General features: G+C 73.8%; 16 protein-coding genes. 9 read left to right on the top strand and 7 right to left on the bottom strand.

Annotated elements, in window-relative coordinates; translation table 11 throughout:
- Positions 1-15: 15 nt before the first annotated feature.
- Positions 16-1,206: a xylose isomerase gene (gene xylA, locus GD970_RS16940; protein WP_152204085.1), complete on the bottom strand. Its 1,191-nt coding sequence runs from the start codon at positions 1,204-1,206 to the stop codon at positions 16-18.
- Positions 1,207-1,274: 68 nt separating this feature from the next.
- On the opposite strand from xylA, the gene GD970_RS16935 reads away from it, so the two are divergent.
- The 4 genes from GD970_RS16935 (at position 1,275) to mmsB (ending at position 6,669) form a co-directional block, all read left to right on the top strand.
- Entirely contained in the window at positions 1,275-2,525 is a 1,251-nt protein-coding gene (locus GD970_RS16935; RefSeq protein ID WP_226925416.1) for an ROK family transcriptional regulator, read from the top strand.
- A gap of 226 nt (positions 2,526-2,751) precedes the next feature.
- Positions 2,752-3,882: a multiple monosaccharide ABC transporter substrate-binding protein gene (gene chvE, locus GD970_RS16930; RefSeq protein ID WP_152204084.1), complete on the top strand. Its 1,131-nt coding sequence runs from the start codon at positions 2,752-2,754 to the stop codon at positions 3,880-3,882.
- Between the two features lie 70 nt (positions 3,883-3,952).
- Complete coding sequence (gene mmsA / locus GD970_RS16925) at positions 3,953-5,503, top strand: multiple monosaccharide ABC transporter ATP-binding protein (RefSeq protein ID WP_152204083.1); 1,551 nt, start codon at positions 3,953-3,955, stop codon at positions 5,501-5,503.
- Entirely contained in the window at positions 5,500-6,669 is a 1,170-nt protein-coding gene (mmsB, locus tag GD970_RS16920) for a multiple monosaccharide ABC transporter permease (RefSeq protein WP_152204082.1), read from the top strand. Before mmsA ends, mmsB begins: the two co-directional genes overlap by 4 nt.
- An 84-nt stretch (positions 6,670-6,753) precedes the next feature.
- Here mmsB and GD970_RS16915 read toward each other — a convergent pair whose 3' ends face one another.
- The 3 genes from GD970_RS16915 to GD970_RS16905 form a co-directional block, all read right to left on the bottom strand.
- A complete protein-coding gene (locus tag GD970_RS16915) occupies positions 6,754-7,473 on the bottom strand; it encodes an L-ribulose-5-phosphate 4-epimerase (protein ID WP_152204081.1) in 720 nt (239 codons plus the stop codon).
- Positions 7,470-9,203, bottom strand: coding sequence for a ribulokinase (araB, locus tag GD970_RS16910; RefSeq protein WP_152204080.1), 1,734 nt, complete (start codon positions 9,201-9,203; stop codon positions 7,470-7,472). Before araB ends, GD970_RS16915 begins: the two co-directional genes overlap by 4 nt.
- A gap of 186 nt (positions 9,204-9,389) precedes the next feature.
- Positions 9,390-10,541 carry an acyl-CoA dehydrogenase family protein gene (locus tag GD970_RS16905; protein WP_152204079.1) on the bottom strand — a complete coding sequence of 384 codons (1,152 nt, stop codon included), beginning with the start codon at positions 10,539-10,541 and terminating at the stop codon, positions 9,390-9,392.
- 92 nt (positions 10,542-10,633) lie between these two features.
- Here GD970_RS16905 and radA point away from each other — a divergent pair, with 92 nt between their 5' ends.
- Entirely contained in the window at positions 10,634-12,073 is a 1,440-nt protein-coding gene (radA, locus tag GD970_RS16900) for a DNA repair protein RadA (protein ID WP_152204078.1), read from the top strand.
- Between the two features lie 206 nt (positions 12,074-12,279).
- Positions 12,280-13,323 (top strand): DNA integrity scanning diadenylate cyclase DisA, encoded by a 1,044-nt coding sequence (gene disA, locus GD970_RS16895; protein ID WP_152204108.1) that lies wholly within the window; start codon positions 12,280-12,282, stop codon positions 13,321-13,323.
- Positions 13,324-13,353: 30 nt separating this feature from the next.
- Here the strand turns inward: disA and GD970_RS16890 are convergent, their stop codons facing one another.
- Positions 13,354-14,004, bottom strand: coding sequence for a hypothetical protein (locus GD970_RS16890; protein WP_152204077.1), 651 nt, complete (start codon positions 14,002-14,004; stop codon positions 13,354-13,356).
- A 62-nt stretch (positions 14,005-14,066) separates the two neighbouring features.
- Between GD970_RS16890 and GD970_RS16885 the strand changes: the two genes are divergently transcribed.
- Positions 14,067-15,023, top strand: a complete 957-nt coding sequence (locus GD970_RS16885) for an HhH-GPD family protein (protein WP_152204076.1) — start codon at positions 14,067-14,069, stop codon at positions 15,021-15,023.
- 22 nt (positions 15,024-15,045) lie between these two features.
- Positions 15,046-15,465 (top strand): hypothetical protein, encoded by a 420-nt coding sequence (locus tag GD970_RS16880; protein ID WP_152204075.1) that lies wholly within the window; start codon positions 15,046-15,048, stop codon positions 15,463-15,465.
- An 18-nt stretch (positions 15,466-15,483) separates the two neighbouring features.
- Here GD970_RS16880 and GD970_RS16875 read toward each other — a convergent pair whose 3' ends face one another.
- Together GD970_RS16875 and GD970_RS16870 are read right to left on the bottom strand one after the other, a co-directional pair.
- Positions 15,484-16,068, bottom strand: a complete 585-nt coding sequence (locus GD970_RS16875) for an amino-acid N-acetyltransferase (RefSeq protein WP_193314975.1) — start codon at positions 16,066-16,068, stop codon at positions 15,484-15,486.
- Positions 16,065-17,051 carry a sugar-binding transcriptional regulator gene (locus GD970_RS16870; RefSeq protein ID WP_226925415.1) on the bottom strand — a complete coding sequence of 329 codons (987 nt, stop codon included), beginning with the start codon at positions 17,049-17,051 and terminating at the stop codon, positions 16,065-16,067. Before GD970_RS16870 ends, GD970_RS16875 begins: the two co-directional genes overlap by 4 nt.
- A 178-nt stretch (positions 17,052-17,229) precedes the next feature.
- On the opposite strand from GD970_RS16870, the gene GD970_RS16865 reads away from it, so the two are divergent.
- Positions 17,230-18,025 (top strand): glycerol-3-phosphate dehydrogenase/oxidase (locus GD970_RS16865; protein ID WP_152204105.1); only part of this gene is annotated, 796 nt, incomplete at its 3' end.

Raw genomic sequence — 18,025 nt, 5'->3', positions numbered from 1 at the left:
CCACCTTCCCCCGGGTCAGCCGATGAGGTGGGCGATGGCGAGCTGGTTCAGCCGCACGAAGCCGAACCCGCGCTGGGCGGCGGCGTCGGCGTCGAAGTCCTCGAACGCGCGCCGGTCGGCGAGCAGGTCCGCCACGCTCTCGCCCGCGGCGAGGGTGGGCTCGGACAGCTCGAGGACGCCGGCCTGCTCCATGGCGGCCTGCACCTCGGGGTCGGCCCGGTAGGCGCGGGCCTTCTCGGCGAGCAGCAGGTAGGTCTCCATGTTGGCGCGGGCGGACTCCCACACCCCGTCGAAGCCCTCGGTGCGGGAGGGCTTGTAGTCGAAGTGCCGCGGGCCGCGGTACATCGGCCCGTCCTGGCCGGCGCTGGGGAAGCCGTTCTCGATGAGGTCGACGGTGAAGAAGGCCGAGAGCAGGTCGCCGTGGCCGAAGACCAGGTCCTGGTCGAACTTGATCGAGCGCTGGCCGTTGAGGTCGATGTGGAACAGCTTGCCCGACCACAGCGCCTGGGCCAGGGCATGGGTGTAGTTCAGCCCCGCCATCTGCTCGTGGCCGGTCTCGGGGTTGAGGCCGACGATGTCCTCGTGCTGCAGGCGCGCGATGAGGGCCAGCGCGTGGCCGACGGTGGGCAGCAGGATGTCCCCGCGCGGCTCGTTCGGCTTGGGCTCCAGGGCGATGCGCAGGCCGTAGCCCTGGTCCTTGATGTAGCCGGCGACCGTGTCGAGGCCCTCGGCGTAGCGGTCCAGGGCGGCGTTGACGTCCTTGGCGCCGTCGTACTCGCTGCCCTCGCGCCCGCCCCACATGACGAACGTCTCCGCGCCCAGCTCGGCGGCGAGGTCGACGTTGCGCAGCACCTTGCGCAGCGCGAACCGCCGGACGGAGCGGTCGTTGGAGGTCAGCGCGCCGTCCTTGAACACCGGGTGGGAGAAGGTGTTGGTGGTGACCATCTCCACCACCAGCCCGGCGGCGTCGACGGCCTTCTTGAAGGTCTGCAGGATCCGGTCGCGGTCCTCGTCGGGGGCGCCGAACGGGACGACGTCGTCGTCGTGGAAGGTCACCCCCCAGGCCCCCAGCTCGGCCAGCCGGCCCGCATACTCCCACGGGTCCAGGGCGGGGCGGGTCGCCTCGCCGAACTGGTCGCGGGCGGTCCAGCCGACGGTCCACAGGCCGAACGAGAAACGGTCCTCCGGGGTGGGCGTGCGCACCATGTTGCTTCTCCTCGTCGAGATTTGTTGTGCGGTGAAACATAACGGCGTTCCGGAGTAGGGTCAAGCCCGTGAACGCCATCCCGGGCGCCGGAGTCGCCGCCCCCACCGCAGGGCGCCCGTCCTCCGGCGCGGCCCGCCAGTCCTCCCTCCGCGAGCACAACCTCGCGGTCATCAGCCAGGCGATCTTCGCCAGCCCCGAGCCGGTCTCGCGCGCCCAGCTGGCCGCGCAGACCGGCATGACCCGCTCGACCGTCTCGCGGCTCACCGAGGAGCTCATCGCCGCGCGCATCGTGGCCGAGCACCACCCCACGGGCGGGCGCCCGGGCCGCCCGGCGGTGCCGCTCACCCCCGCCCGCGGGTCCTTCGCGGGCCTGGGCCTGCAGGTCAACGTCGACTACATGGCCGGGCGGGTCATGGACCTCACCGGGGCCATCCTCGCCGAGGAGTACGTCGAGGGCGACTTCGAGTCCTCCGACGCCGCGGCGGTCCTCGCCCGCGCGGCCGACCTGGCCCGCCGCCTGCTCGAGCGGGCCGGCGCCACCGGCGCCCGGGTCGCCCAGGCCTGCCTGGGCCTGCCGGGGCTGGTCGACGCCGCCTCGGGCCGGCTGCTGCTGGCCCCGAACCTCGGCTGGCACGAGGTGCGCCCGGCCGAGCTCATGGGCGCCGACGCGCTGCCCGCCGGGACCGCGCTCGTCGTCGACAACGACGCCAACCTGGCCGCCTACGGCCTGGCCAACACCGCACCCGGCCGCTCCGCGCCGTCGAGCACGTTCATCTACGTCGGCGGCGACATCGGCGTCGGCGCCGCCATCGTCGCCGAGGGCACCGTGGTGCTCGGCAAGCACGGCTGGGCCGGGGAGATCGGCCACATGGCCATCGAGCCCGCCGGGCCGCAGTGCCACTGCGGGGCGCGCGGCTGCCTGGAGCGCTACGCCGGCAAGCACGCCGTGCTCGAGGCGGCCGGGCTGCCGCTGGAGACCAGCACGGCCGCCCTCGCCGAGGCGGCGGCCTCGGGCTACGGCGCCGCGCGGGCGGCGGTGGAGCGGGCGGCGTGGGCGCTGGGGATCGCCCTGGCCGGCGTGGTCAACCTCGTCGACGTCGACGAGGTGGTCCTCGGCGCCGGCTACATCCCCCTGGTGGACCTCCTGCGCCCGGGCATCGAGGAGCAGCTGCGGGTGCGCACCCTGGCGAGCCCCTGGATGCGGGTGCTGCTGCGTGGCGCTCCGGCCGACCCGGCCCCGGCGGCCACCGGCGGGGCGATGCGCGCCCTGCGCACGGTGATCCAGCAGCCCGCGGCCTGGACCGGCACGTTCGCCTGACGGGGCCACGCGCCCCGTCTCCCGGCCCGAATCCGGCGCCACGCCGACGGATTTGCCATCCGGGACCAGGCGTGAATATGTTCTCCCGCACAACAAACCTGGTGCACCAGCGACGTGAAGGGGCGTCGCGGGACCTCAGCGAGGGTCCCGGCGACGACGGAGTTCGGGCACGTGGTTCACAGCGCGCCGGCCGCCCGGGCCGGATCGACAGAAGGGTTTGACAAGGATGTCTCTGCGCAACTTCAAGGCCGTGGCGGCGCTCGCGGGCGCCGCGCTCGCCGCGGGATCGCTCGCCGCGTGCAGCAGCGAGCGCACCGACAGCGGTGCCGCCGAGGCCGGCGACGGCGGGGAGGGTGGCGGCCTCGTCGGCATCGCCATGCCGACCCGCTCCCTCGAGCGGTGGAACAACGACGGCGAGAACCTCGAGAGCCTGCTCAAGGACATGGGGTACAAGACCTCGCTGCAGTACGCCGACAACAAGGTCGACCAGCAGATCACCCAGATCCAGAACATGATCAACCAGGACCCCAAGGTCCTCGTGGTCGCCTCCATCGACGGCACGGCCCTGGGCCCGGTGCTCGACTCGGCCAAGGCGAAGGACATCACCGTCATCGCCTACGACCGCCTCATCAACGACACCGAGTCCGTGGACTACTACGCCACGTTCGACAACTACCAGGTCGGCCAGCTCCAGGGGCACTTCATCGAGGAGCAGCTCGGCCTCAAGGACGGCAAGGGCCCGTTCAACCTCGAGCCCTTCGCCGGTTCCCCCGACGACAACAACGCCAAGTTCTTCTTCTCCGGCGCGTGGGACGTCCTGCTGCCCTACGTGGAGGGCGGCCAGCTCGTGGTGCCCTCCGGCAAGGCGCCGAAGTCCAACGACGAGTGGAGCTCCATCGGCATCCAGGGCTGGGAGTCCGGCAAGGCCCAGGCCGAGATGGACAACCGGCTCAACTCCTTCTACGCGGACAAGAAGGTCGACGTCGTCCTCTCGCCCAACGACTCCCTCGCCCTCGGCATCGAGCAGGCGCTCGACGCCGCCGGCTACAAGGCCGGGAACGAGTTCCCGCTGGTGACCGGCCAGGACGCCGACCTCGCCAACGTCAAGAACATGCTCGCGGGCATGCAGTCGATGACGGTGTGGAAGGACACCCGCACCCTGGGCGACCAGGTCGCGAAGATGGTCGACCAGATCGTCAAGGGCGAGGAGGTCGAGGTCAACGACACCGAGACCTACGACAACGGCAAGAAGGTCGTCCCCTCCTACCTGCTGCCCCCGCAGGTCGTCACGCCCGACACGGTCGAGTCCTCGCTCGTGAAGTCCGGCTTCTACGACGCCGGCGAGCTCGGTCTCTGACCCCACTCCCCCGCCCGCCCGCGACCCGGTCCCGGGCCGCGGGCGGGCCCCGGGCCCCCAAGGAGCAGCGATGCCATCCGACCACCCCATCCTCGAGATGCGGGCCATCACCAAGACCTTCCCCGGCGTCAAGGCGCTGCAGGACGTCACCCTCTCGGTGCGGCGCGGCGAGGTCCACGCCATCTGCGGGGAGAACGGCGCCGGCAAGTCGACGCTGATGAACGTCCTGTCGGGGGTCTACCCCCACGGCAGCTACGAGGGCGAGATCGTCTTCGACGGCCACACCTGCGAGTTCCGCACCATCCGCGACAGCGAGGCCCAGGGCATCGTCATCATCCACCAGGAGCTCGCCCTGAGCCCCTACCTGTCGGTCGCGGAGAACATCTTCCTCGGCAACGAGCAGGCCGCCGGCGGCGTCATCGACTGGAACCGCACCAACAGCGAGGCCGCAAAGCTGCTCGCCCGCGTGGGCCTGGACATCCGGCCCGACACCAAGGTCGTCGACCTCGGCGTGGGCCGCCAGCAGCTCGTGGAGATCGCCAAGGCGCTGTCCAAGCGGGTCAAGCTCCTCATCCTCGACGAGCCCACCGCCGCCCTCAACGACGAGGACAGCGCCCACCTCCTCGGCCTCATGCGTCAGCTGCGCGACCAGGGCATCACCATGATCGTCATCTCGCACAAGCTCAACGAGATCGCCGCGATCGCCGACTCCACCACCGTCATCCGCGACGGCCGCACCATCGAGACCCTCGACATGCGTGGCGAGGTGCCGGTCTCCGAGGAGGAGATCATCCGGCTCATGGTGGGCCGGGAGCTGGACAACCGCTACCCCGAGCACGCCCCGAAGATCGGCCCGGAGGTGCTGCGGGTGGAGGACTGGACGGTCCACCACCCGGTGGACACCGCCCGCAAGGTGGTCGACGGCGCCAGCCTCACCGTCCGTCGCGGGGAGATCGTGGGCCTGGCGGGCCTCATGGGCGCCGGGCGCACCGAGCTGGCCATGAGCATCTTCGGCCGCTCCTACGGGCACAACATCTCCGGCCGCCTGTACAAGGAGGGCCGCGAGATCCGCGCGACCACCGTCGAGCAGGCGATCCGCCACGGCATCGCCTACGCCACGGAGGACCGCAAGCGCTACGGGCTCAACCTCATCCAGGACATCAAGCGCAACGTCGCCGCCGCGAACCTGGAGAAGATGTCCCGCCTGGGGGTCGTGGACGTCCACGAGGAGACGACCGTCGCCGAGCGCTACCGCCGGGAGATGCGGATCAAGACCCCGGACGTCAACACGATCGTCGGGCAGCTCTCGGGCGGCAACCAGCAGAAGGTCGTGCTGAGCAAGTGGATCTACACCGATCCCGACGTGCTCATCCTCGACGAGCCCACCCGGGGGATCGACGTCGGCGCGAAGTTCGAGATCTACCAGATCATCAACGCCCTCGCCGACGCCGGGAAGGGGATCCTCGTGATCTCCTCCGAGCTGCCCGAGCTCCTGGGCATCTGCGACCGCATCTACACCATGAGCCAGGGGCGCCTCACCGGTGAGGTCCCCCGTGACGAGGCCACGCAGGAGCGGCTCATGCACTTCATGACCATGGACAGGGAGGGTGCGTCACGATGAGCGCACTGACGCAGTACTTCGGCCGCAACCTGCGGCAGTACGGGATCATGGCGGCGCTGATCGCCATCGTGGTCCTGTTCCAGATCCTCACCGGCGGCCTGCTGCTCAAGCCGAACAACGTCGCGAGCCTGGTGCAGCAGAACGCCTACGTGATGATCCTGGCGATCGGCATGGTCATGGTGATCGTCGCCGGCCACATCGATCTCTCGGTCGGCTCGGTGGTCGCCTTCGTCGGCGGCGTCACCGCGATCATGATGGACAGCTGGCACGTGCCGTGGCCGCTCGCCGTCCTCGCCACCCTCGTGCTCGGTGCCGTCATCGGCGCCTGGCAGGGATTCTGGGTGGCCTACGTGGGCATCCCGGCGTTCATCGTGACCCTCGCGGGCATGCTGATCTTCCGCGGCCTGGCCATCGTCCTGGTGGGCACCACCGTCGCGGGCCTGCCCCGCGGGTTCAACGCCATCTCCAACGGCTCGATCCCCAACGCCTTCGGCTACGTGGCCAACCTCGACGTCGTCACCCTCCTCATCGGGGCCGTCGCCATCGCGGGCCTGGTCGTCATCCAGCTGCGGGCCCGCCGCTCGATCCGCAAGCACGGCCTGGAGCTCGAGCCCTTCTTCGCGTTCGTCTCGCGCCTGGTGCTGTTCGCGGTGCTCGTCGCGTTCATCAGCTACCTGCTGGCCCGCAGCGCCGGCGGCACCCCGATCGTGCTGATCATCGTGGGCGTGCTCATCGTGGCCTACACCTTCGTGATGAACCGCTCGGTCTTCGGCCGGCACATCTACGCCATCGGCGGCAACCTGCACGCCGCCATGCTCTCCGGCGTCAACACCCGCAAGGTCAACTTCGCGATCTTCGTGAACATGGGCGTGCTGGCCGCCCTCGCGGGCGTCGTCACGACCTCGCGGGCGGGCGCCGCCGTCGCCGCGGCCGGCAACAGCTTCGAGCTGGACGCCATCGCCGCCGCGTTCATCGGCGGGACCGCCGTCACCGGCGGCATCGGCAAGGTCTCCGGCGCCATCATCGGCGCGCTCATCATGGGCGTGCTGAACATGGGCCTGTCGATCATGAACGTCGACCCCGCCTGGCAGCAGGCCATCAAGGGCCTCGTGCTCCTCCTCGCGGTCGCCTTCGACCTGCTCAACAAGCGGCGCGCGCGCCGCTGACCGCGCCCCGCCCGTGTGGCCCCGCACCGACCCGGTGCGGGGCCGCACGCGTCCTGGGGGCCGGCGCGGCCTGGCGGGGGCCCGTCAGGCCGCCCCGCCCATCGCCGGCTGGCCGTAGGCGCGCTGGTAGCGGTGGTACAGGGCGTCGACGGCCGCGTCGGGGATCCGGGTGAGCTCGCCGAGCATCCGGGCGGCGTGCACGGTGCGGGCGGCCTCCTCGCACATCACCGCCGCCTTGACGGCGCTCCTGGCGTCCGGGCCGATGGTGAAGGGGCCGTGGTGGCGCATGAGCACCGCCGGGGAGCGCGAGCCCCGCAGCGTCTCGACGATGCCGCGCCCGATGGAGTCGTCCCCGACGACGGCGAAGGGGCCCACCGGGATGTCGCCGCCGAACTCGTCGGCCATCATCGTCAGCACGCACGGGATCGGCTCGCCCCGCGCGGCCCAGGCGGTGGCGAAGGTGGAGTGGGTGTGGACGACGCCGCCGACCTCCGGCATGTGCCGGTAGACGTAGGCGTGGGCGGCGGTGTCGGAGGACGGCCGGAGCCGGCCCGTCCCGTCGTCGACCTTGGCCCCGTCCAGGTCGCAGACGACCATCGTGGCCGCCCGGAGCTCGTCGTAGGAGACCCCGGAGGGCTTGATGACGAACAGGTCCGTGCCGGGGACCCGCTCGGAGACGTTGCCCGCCGTCCACACCACGAGGGCGTATCGGGGCAGCTCCGCGTGCAGGGCGGCCACCCGCGTCCGGCAACGGGCGACGGCGTCACGGACCTCGGGCGGCAGCGCGGCCAGCTGGACGGTCATCCCGCGCGCCTCCCGGCGCCGTCGGCCCCGGTGGCGGGCTCGGTGGCGGGCACCGCCGGCCGGGAAGCGGCGGCCTCGCGGCGGATGCGCTTGAGGCGGTGCATGACGTCGTTGCCGTGGCGGCCGAAGTAGTCGTGCAGCGTCGTGTACTCGGCGTACAGGGCGTCGTAGCGCCGGGCCGCGTCCTCATCGGGTGTGTACGCCCCCACCGTGCGCCCGCCCATGGCCCGGGCGGCGGCGGCCACGTCGGGGTAGGCTCCGGCGGCGACGGCGCCGTGGATCGCGGCGCCCAGCGCCGGGCCCTGCTCGGAGGCGATGGTCGACAGCGGCAGCCGCGTGACGTCGGAGTACAGCTGCATGAGGAACCGGTTCGCCAGCAGCCCGCCGGCGACGACGAGCTCGGTCACCGGCACGCCGGCCCCCTCGAAGGCCTCGATGATCACGCGGGTGCCGAACGCCGTGGCCTCGAGCAGCGCCCGGTAGACGTCCTCCGGACGGGTCGTCAGCGTCAGGCCGAGCACCAGGCCGGAGAGCTCGTGGTCGACGAGCACCGACCGGTTGCCCGACTGCCAGTCCAGCGCGACGAGCCCGTGCTCCCCCACCTGCTGGCGCGCGGCGCGCTCGGTGAGCAGCCGGTGCACGGAGATCCCGCGGGCCCGGGCCTCCTCCACCTCGCCCGGGGGCACCGCGTTGTCGACGAACCAGGCGAAGATGTCCCCCACCCCGGACTGTCCGGCCTCGTACCCCCAGTAGCCCTCGGCGATGCCGCCGTGGACCACCCCGCACATCCCCGGCACCGGCGCCGGGTGCCCCGCGTTCATGACGTGGCAGGTGGAGGTGCCCATGATGGCGACCATCTGCCCGGGGTCGACGGCGTCCGCGGCCGGCACGGTCACGTGGGCGTCGACGTTGCCCACCGCCACGGCAATGCCCGCCGCCAGGCCGGTCCAGGCCGCCGCCTCCGCCGTCAGCCCGCCAGCCCGCCGGCCCAGCTGCCCGATCGGCGCCGCGAGCTTGTCGCGCACGAAGCCGGTGAACGCCGGGTCGAGGGCGGCGAGGAACGCCTCCGACGGGTACCGCCCGTCCTGGTAGATGCCCTTGTACCCGGCGGTGCACGCGTTGCGGACGTACTCCCCCGTCAGCCGCCAGACGATCCAGTCCGCCGCCTCCACCCATCGTTCCGTGGCGGCGTACACCTCGGGGTCCTCCTCGAGCAGCTGCAGGCCCTTGGCGAACTCCCACTCCGAGGAGATCGCCCCGCCGTAGCGGTCGATCCAGCGCTCCCCGCGCTCATGGGCCAGCGCGGTGATCCGGTCGGCCTGCGGCTGGGCGGCGTGGTGCTTCCACAGCTTGACGTAGGCGTGGGGCCGGTCCCGGAACCGGTCCAGCTCGCACAGCGGCGTGCCGTCCGCGGTGGTGGGCACCATGGTGCAGGCGGTGAAGTCCGTGCCGACACCGACGACGTCGGCCGGGTCGATCCCCGCCGCACGGACGGCGGCGGGCACCGCGGTGCGCAGCACCTCGAGGTAGTCCGAGGGGTCCTGCAGCGCCCAGTCCGGTGGCAGGGCCGCGCCGTCCCCCGCGCTCAGCCGCCGGTCCATCACCCCGTGCCGGTATTGCTGCACGGCGGTGCCGAGCTCGGCGCCGTCGCGGACCCGCACCACGAGCGCGCGCCCCGAGAGCGTCCCGAAGTCCACGCCCACGACGTAGGCGTCCCGCTGTCCCGCCATCGAAGGCTCCCTTACCCCCGAGGGTGACCCCGGCCCGGGCCTGGCCCGCTCGCCGCCCGGTGTGAGCGTTCAGCGGTTGTGCCCCGCGTGTCAAGAGGGCGGGCGTCCGCGAGGGAGGTCCGCCGAGGCCGGGCCGTCGCGCGGCGGGGCACGTCCGTGGGGTGGGACCCGGGGACCGGCCCGGACCTACCGGATCGGGCCCAGCAGCGCGTTGGCCCAGGCCCCGTGCACCGACTCGTCGTCGCTGGGGTGGAAGAGCCCGGCCAGCACGTCCCGGTAGAGACGCGAGAGCTCCTTGCCGTTGGAGTACGCCGAGCCGCCGCAGGCGCGCACGCACTTGGTCACGACGTCGAGGGCGACCTCCGTCGCCCGGGACTTCACCGCGGAGAGCTGGGGCATCCACAGCGGGCCGCGGTCGACCTGGTTGTCGACGTCGCGGGCGATCTCGGCGATCTGGGGGTAGACGCCGTCGAGCTGGATGGCGGCGTCGGCCAGGCGCCAGCGGATGTCGGGGTCCTGGGAGTAGGGGGCGTCGTTCTTCAGCGACCGGCGCTTCTGCACCGTCTCGACCGCCACCTCGATCGCCCGCCCGGCCAGCCCGGTGTAGACCGAGGCGAGGAGGATCTCGAAGTTGGCGAAGATGCCGAAGATGAACGGGTCCATGGTGGGGCCCGGGGCGATGCGCCGGACGATGCGGTCCGCGGGGGCGGGGGCGCCGTCGAGCCGGGTGGAGAAGGACTGCGAGGCCCGCATCCCCATGACGTCCCACGTGCCGACCGTCTCCACGCCGCCGCCGTCGCGGGTGATGAACCCCCACACGTTGCGCGGCTCCTCGCCGGTGGTGTCCGCGCCGAAGGTGCCCATGCGGGTCCAGGCGGGGGCGAGGGAGGTGAAGATCTTCAGCCCGTGGAAGGTGTAGCCGCCCTGCCCGTCCGGGCGGGCCTCGCTCTCGGAGCCGAAGAGCACGAGGTCGTTGCCGGCCTCGGAGACCCCGAAGGCGAAGACCTCCCCGGCCGCGGCCTCCTCGAGGATGAAGTCGGTGGAGCCGTCCCCGCGGGCGTGGACCGTGCGGGCCACGCCGACCCACACGTGGTGCATGTTCACCGCCAGGGCCGTGGCCGGCGCCGCGGCGGCCAGGCGCATCTGCTCGCGGGTCATCTCCTCCAGGGTCAGCCCGGCCCCGCCGAACTCCGCCGGCACGAACGCGGTGAGGTACCCGGCCTCCTTGAGCTCGGCGAGGTCCTCGTCGAAGAAGGTGTTCTCGGCGTCGTAGCGGGGGGCGCGCTCGCGGATGCGCTCGAGGAGGTCCTCGGTGAGGACCTGGCGGTGGTCGGCCATGGGGAGAGTCCTTTCCTGCCGTCGGTGCTCCTGTGACCCTATGCCCCGGCCCGCCCGGCACCGATGTCGGTACCCGCCCCTACGGTTGGCCCATGACCTCCGCCACCACCAGGACCGCCAGGACCGCCCGGCCCGCCTTCCGCTGCGCCGAGTGCGGGTGGACCACCGTGAAGTGGGTCGGCCGGTGCGGGGAGTGCCAGGCCTGGGGCACCGTGGAGGAGGCCGCGGGGACGGCGCCGGCGCGGGTGACCGCGGCGCTGGCGCCCTCGGCCCCGGCCCGGCCCATCGACGAGGTGGCGGTGGACGCGGCGCGGGCGCGCAGCACCGGGGTGGGCGAGCTCGACCGGGTGCTCGGCGGCGGCATCGTGCCCGGCGCGGTGGTGCTGCTCGCCGGGGAGCCGGGCGTGGGCAAGTCCACCCTGCTGCTCGACGTGGCGGCCCGGGCGGCGGCCGTCTCGGCCGACGTCGCCGCCGGCGGAACCGGCCGGCCGGTGCTGTACGTCACCGGCGAGGAGTCGGCCGGTCAGGTGCGCCTGCGCGCCGAGCGCATCGGCGCCCTCACGCCGCACCTGCTGCTCGCCGCGGAGACCGACCTCGCCACGCTGCTCGGGCACGTGGACGACGCCGACCCCTCCCTGCTCGTGGTCGACTCCGTCCAGACCATCGCCGACGGCACGGTGGACGGCGCGGCGGGCGGCACCAGCCAGGTGCGGGCGGTCGCCTCGGCCCTCATCCACGTGGCCAAGACCCGGGACATCCCCGTGCTCCTCGTCGGGCACGTGACCAAGGACGGCTCCATCGCCGGCCCGCGCGTGCTCGAGCACCTCGTCGACGTCGTGTGCCAGTTCGAGGGCGACCGGCACTCCCGGCTGCGGATGGTCCGGGCGGTGAAGAACCGCTACGGCCCCACCGACGAGGTGGGCTGCTTCGACCTGGGCGACACCGGCATCACCGGGCTGGCGGACCCCTCCGGGCTGTTCCTCTCCGGGCACCGCAGCGCCGTGCCGGGCACCTGCGTGACGGTCTCCCTGGAGGGCCGGCGGCCCATGCCGACGGAGATCCAGGCCCTGGTCGCCCGCTCGCCGCTGAGCTCCCCGCGCCGGACCACCTCCGGGCTCGACGGCTCCCGGGTGGCGATGACGCTGGCCGTGCTGCAGTCGCGGCTCGGCGTGACGCTGTCCACCGCCGACGTGTACGTCTCCACCGTGGGCGGGGCCCGCGCGGTGGAACCGGCCGTGGACCTCGCGGTGGCGCTGGCGGTGCTCTCCGCCGTGGAGGGCAAGGAGCTCGACCCGGGCATCGTGGCGGTGGGCGAGGTGGGCCTGACCGGCGAGGTGCGCACCACCGTGGGCGTCCAGCGCCGCCTGGCCGAGGCCGCGCGGCTCGGCTTCACGCGGGCGATCGTGCCCGCGCGCGGGGCGGGGGACCTGCGGGCGGTGCCGGGCCTGTCGGTGCACCCGGTCGACAGCCTGCAGGAGGCCGCGGGCGCGGCCTGGCGGGCGACGGCCGTGGTGCGCGAGCCGCAGCACTGACGGCCCGACGGGGTGCGCGGCCGCGCGGGTAACCCCCGGCCGTGACCGGATCGAGACGCCCCGATCCCCCGGACACCCGCCCGACCCGGCCGGCCGCGGCCCCGGCGCCCCTAGGATGACCCCGGGGGCAGACGACGCTGTTCCCTGACGCGAGCATCATGTGAGGACCCGTGCCCGACTTCCCCCCCGACGGCAAGCTGCGTGCCATGCTCCGTGCGGTCGCGCCGGGAACCGAGCTCCGCGACGGCCTCGAGCGCATCCTGCGCGGGCGCACCGGCGCGATCGTGGTGCTCGGCTACGACGAGACCGTCGAGGCGATGTGCTCCGGCGGCTTCGAGCTCGACGTGGAGTTCTCGGCCACCCGGCTACGCGAGCTCGCCAAGATGGACGGCGCCGTCGTCGTGGACTTCCCCAACCGGCGGATCCGGCGGGCCAACGCCCAGCTGCTGCCGGACTCCTCGATCGAGACCTCCGAGTCCGGCATGCGCCACCGCACCGCCGAGCGGGCCGCGAAGCAGTCCGGCTACCCGGTGATCTCGGTGAGCCAGTCGATGCGCACCGTCGCGCTGTACGTCGACCAGCACCGCCACGTCATCGAGGACTCCGACGTCATCCTCTCGCGCGCCAACCAGGCGCTGGCCACCCTCGAGCGGTACAAGGCACGGCTGGACGAGGTCTCCGGCACGCTCTCGGCGCTGGAGATCGAGGACCTGGTCACCGTCCGGGACGTCGTCACCGTGGTCCAGCGCCTGGAGATGGTCTCGCGCATCTCCGCGGAGGTGGACGGCTACGTCACCGAGCTGGGCACCGACGGGCGCCTGCTCTCCCTCCAGCTCGAGGAGCTCGTCATCGGGATCGACCCCGACCGGACCCTGGTGGTGCGCGACTACCTCGGCGACGACATCACGGCCGGCCCCCGCGAGGTGCTCGAGTCCATGGGCAGCCTCAGCTCCGCCGAGCTCATCGACATGCCGACCATCGCCCGCAAGCTCGGCATCGGCGGCCCCGACGGCGAGGCGCTGGACTCCGCCCTCGCGCCCCGCGGGTACCGGGTGCTGGCGAAGATCCCCCGGCTGCCCACCTCCACCGCCGAGGCGATCGTGGCCCACTGCGGCAACCTGCAGGCCATGCTCGCCGCGACCACAGAGGACCTGCAGGCCGTGGAGGGCGTCGGCCCGCACCGCGCCCGCGCCGTGCGCGAGGGCCTCTCCCGGCTCGCCGAGTCCTCGATCCTCGAGCGGTTCGCCTGACCCGGCACCGTGCGCCGCGCCCGGCCGCCCTCAGAGCGTGAAGGTGGCCTCCGCGCCGGGCAGCATCGCGCCGTCGAGCGAGGCGGTCACCCGGTAGGTGCCGCCGCCGGCGGCGCGCTGGCCGCCCGGGCAGCCCTGCGCCGAGCGGCTGCCGTCCCACGTCAGGGTGGTCTTGACCGTGTCCCCGGAATCGATCAGCAGCGCGCGCTTGGCGGGCTCGGCCGGGCAGTCCGCCGAGGACCAGACCCGGTCCTCCCCCGAGGAGACGGTCAGCACCAGCGTCTCCCGGCCGGCGTCGGCCAGGCAGGCCGCCTGGGAGGTGTTGCGCAGGGTGACGTCGAAGGTCACCGGCTTCCCGGCCGCCGCCGCGGTGGGGGCGAGGTCGACCTCCAGGTCGCGCGACTGGCAGGGCTGGGGGTCGACCGGGCCGGTCTCCGTCTCGGCGGCCGTGACCTGCTCGGCGGCGGGGGCGTCGTCGCCGCCGGTCAGGAGCCCGACGACCGCCGTGACACCCCAGACCAGCAGGGCGATGACGGCCAGGAGGATCAGAAGGGCGACGATCCGGCGCCGGATGATGACCGCACGGCTGGGCCGGCGCCGGGGGGTGCGGGGCCCGGGGCGGGTGTCCCCGGGGGCGGGGCGCGTCGGGCGGCCGGCAGGTCGGTCGGGCGTCGGGGTCACGCCGGAACCGTACGTCGGGCGGCCGCCGCCTCGTGTCACCCACGCCGGGCACACTGGGGATGATGACTGCCGCCGCCACCACCGAGGAGCCCACCACGACGCCGACCGACGCCGCGGCCCTGGTCGGCCCCGTGCTGGACTGGTACGCCGCCCACGCCCGCGACCTGCCCTGGCGCGCGCCGGGGGCGAGCGCCTGGTCGGTGCTGGTCAGCGAGGTCATGCTGCAGCAGACCCCCGTGGTCCGCGTCGAGCCCGCCTGGCGGGCGTGGATGGCGCGCTGGCCCACCCCCGCCGACCTGGCCGCCGCCCGCCCGGCGGAGGTGCTGCGCGCCTGGGACCGGCTCGGCTACCCGCGCCGGGCGCTGCGCCTGCAGGAGTGCGCCCGGGCCATCGTCGCCGAGCACGACGGCGCGGTGCCGGACACCGAGGCCGAGCTCCTCGCCCTGCCCGGCATCGGGGCCTACACCGCCGCGGCGGTGGCCGCCTTCGCCCACGGGCGCCGCGCCGTCGTCCTGGACACGAACGTGCGCCGGGTGCTCGGCCGGGCCCTCGAGGGCCGGGCGCTGCCGGCCCCGTCCCTCGGCCGGGCCGAGCGCGACCGCGCCGCGGCCTACCTGCCCGCCGACGCCGCCACCTCCGTGCGGTGGAACGTCGGCCTCATGGAGCTCGGCGCCCTGGTGTGCACGGCGCGGGCGCCCCGCTGCGACGCCTGCCCGCTGCTGGCCGTCTGCGCCTGGCACGCCGCCGGCAAGCCCGCCGACGAACACGCCGGACGGCGCCGCCCCCAGGCCTGGCACGGCACCGACCGCCAGGTGCGCGGGCGGATCATGGCCTACCTGCGCCACCACCGGCAGGAGTGGGCGACCGGGGACGACCTCCTCGTCGCCGGCGCCGACGGCGCGGCCCCCGCGGCCCTGCCCGACCCCGCCCAGCCCGCCCGCGCGCTGGCCTCGCTGGTCGACGACGGCCTCGTCGTCCCCGGCACGGGCCCGCACGCGGGCGGCTACCGGCTGCCGTGACGGGCGCGGGTAGCCTGCCGGGGTGAGCACCGACGTCACCACCGACCGCGCCGTGCGGGCCCTGCGCACCACCCTGGGCGTCAGCGCGGGCGCGTGCCTGGTGCTGGGCGTGATGGGGCTCGCCATCACCCTGCTGACGGGCACCGACAGCCCGGCGCTGTGGCCGGGCGTCTCCCTGCTCGCGCTCGGCCAGCTCGTCATGCTGGTCGCCGCCGGCGCGGCCGGGGCGGGCCTGCGCGCGGTGCTGCGCGGCGCCGAGCCGCGGCCGGTCACCACCCGGGTGCGGGCGACGCTGGGGACGCTGCGCACGGTCCTCGCCGTCGCCCTCGTCGTGGGCGTGGTGGCCTGGATCCTCGTGCGCCCCTCGGCGGTGGTCGCGGTGGTCGCCTGCGGGCTGGTCGCCGCGCAGGGCGCCGTCGCGCTGCACCTGCTGCGGCGCTGACGCCCGGGACCTTCCGGATCAGAGCTCGAGCAGCATCCGCGAGTTGCCGAGCGTGTTCGGCTTCGCCCGGGCGAGGTCGAGGAACTCCGCCACGCCGTCGTCGTGCGAGTGCAGCATCTCGGCGTAGACGTCGGTGCCCACCGGGGTGCCGGCGATGCGCCGGAACCCGTGCCGGGTGAAGAAGTCCACCTCGAAGGTCAGGCAGAACACCCGCTGCAGCCCCAGGGCGCGGGCCCGGTCGATCAGGGTCTGCAGCAGCTCGTGGCCGACGCCGCGGCCCTGGACCCGCGGGTCGACGGCGAGCGTGCGCACCTCGGCGATGTCGTCCCACAGCACGTGCAGCGCCCCGCACCCGACGATCCGGCCGGGCTCCTCGGGCAGCTCGGCGACGACGAACTCCTGGACCGCCTCGAAGTAGCTGATGAGCTCCTTGGCGATGAGCACCCGCGTCTCGGTGAACGGCTGGACCAGCTGGTAGATGTGGCGCACGTCGGCCGGGCGGGCCTGACGCACCACCGGCCGGGCCGGGCGTCGCCCGGCGTCCCGCGCCGGGGGCGCGGCCGTGGGGGAGGTGGGTGCGGTGTCGGGGTCCTCGCTCGTCACGGCTGCGATCCTGGCACGGCGGCGCGCGGCTGGCGGGCGCGTTCCACGACCGCCCGGGCGGTCGCCTCGTCGACGACGAGGTCGGTCACCGCGCCGGCGCGCAGCGCCCCGAGCAGCGTGGCGGCCTTGGCCGTGCCGGCCACCACGCACACCCGCCGGCCGATCCGGGCGAGCTCGCGCGGCGTGGGCCCGGTGGCGCGGGCGTTGAGCTCGATGTCGGCGTAGGTGCCGTCCTCGCGCAGCAGCACGGTGCAGATGTCGCCGACCACGCCTTCGGCCCGTAGCCGGGCGAGGTCCTCGGCGGCGAGGTAGCCGCCCTCGTACACGTGGGATGTCAGCGGCCCCGCCATGGCCCCGGCACCGAACACCGCGACGTCGACCTTGCCCTGCATGGCGAGCACCCGGCGGATGGACCGCTCCCGCCACATCGCCCGCTTGGTCTCCGGGAAGTCGAAGAAGGCCGGGACGGGGAAGTGGTGCACCCGGGCGTCGAAGGCGGCGGCCGCCGCGGTGATGATCGACCCGGCGTACGGGATCCCCGACGTCATCGGGTTGGCCGCGCCGTTGAGCTGGACGACGGCGGCGCCCGGCACCCGGCGCGGGACGAGGTGGTCCACCACCGCCGACACGGTCGTCCCCCACGCCAGGCCGAGCACCGTGCCCGGCTGCATCCACGCCGAGACGAGCCGGCCGGCGACGCGGGCCACCTGGTCCAGGGTCTGCACCTGCGTGGCGCCCTGACGGACGGCGACCACGTGCGCCTGCACGCCGAAGCTGGCGGTCAGGGCGCGGGCGACGGCGCCCACGGCGGCCCCGCGCGGCTGGACGGAGATGCGCACCAGCCCGGTCTCGCGCGCCTCCTTGATCAGGCGGGAGACGGTCGAGCGGGACACGCCGAGCCGGCCGGCGATGGACTCCATCGTCTCGTCCTGCAGGTAGTACATCGCGGCCGCCTCGTAGAGGACGTCCTCACGGTTGCTCACGCCGCCACCTCACCCGCGCACGTTTGTGCACGAAGATTGCAACTTCGTTCATCCGAAACGGAGCATATGTCGTATCGACACCGGGCGAGGACGCCGACCGGCGCCCTCCCCACCCAGGGAGGTTGCAGTGACGAGCACGGCTCTGACGAGGCAGGCGCGGGACGCGGCGCTGGCGGCGATGAGCGACGAGGAGGGCGTGGACGTCCTGGTCGTCGGCGGCGGGGTGACCGGCGCGGGCATCGCGCTGGACGCGGCCACCCGCGGGCTGCGCACCGCGATCGTGGAGGCCCAGGACTGGGCCGGCGGCACCTCCTCCCGCTCGAGCAAGCTGGTCCACGGCGGGCTGCGCTACCTCTACCAGCTCGACTTCAAGCTCGTGGCCGAGGCGCTGAAGGAGCGCGGCACGCTGCTGTCGACCACCGCCCCGCACCTGGTCAAGGCCCAGCCGTTCCTCTGGCCGCTGAAGACCCCGGTCATCGAGCGGGCCTACTCGGCCGTCGGCGTGGGCATGTACGACGCCCTGGCCCAGCTCGGCTCGCGCGGCCACGCGTCGGTGCCCATCCAGCACCACTACACCAAGGCCGGCGCCCAGCGGCTCTTCCCGGACATCCGCGACGACTACCTCGTCGGCGCCATCCGGTTCTACGACGCCCGCGTCGACGACGCCCGCCTGGTCATCGACCTGGTCCGCACCGCCGCCGGCTACGGCGCCCTGGCCGCCTCCCGCGCCCAGGTCACCGAGCTGACCAAGGACGCCGCCGGGCAGGTGACCGGCGCGACGATCGAGGACCTCGAGACCGGTGTCATCCGCCAGGTGCGGGCGCGGCACGTCATCGCGGCCACCGGGGTGTGGACCGAGGAGACCGAGGCGCTCGGCGGCACCGAGGGCGGGCTGAAGGTGCTGGCGTCCAAGGGCGTGCACATCGTGGTCCCCAAGGACCGCATCAAGGGCTCCACGGGGCTGTTCCTGCGCA

This window comes from Georgenia thermotolerans, from assembly GCF_009193185.1.
GTDB lineage: Bacteria > Actinomycetota > Actinomycetes > Actinomycetales > Actinomycetaceae > Georgenia > Georgenia thermotolerans.
The sequence above is the reverse complement of the archived record's forward strand: the minus strand, read 5'-3'. Positions and strand labels throughout refer to the sequence as shown.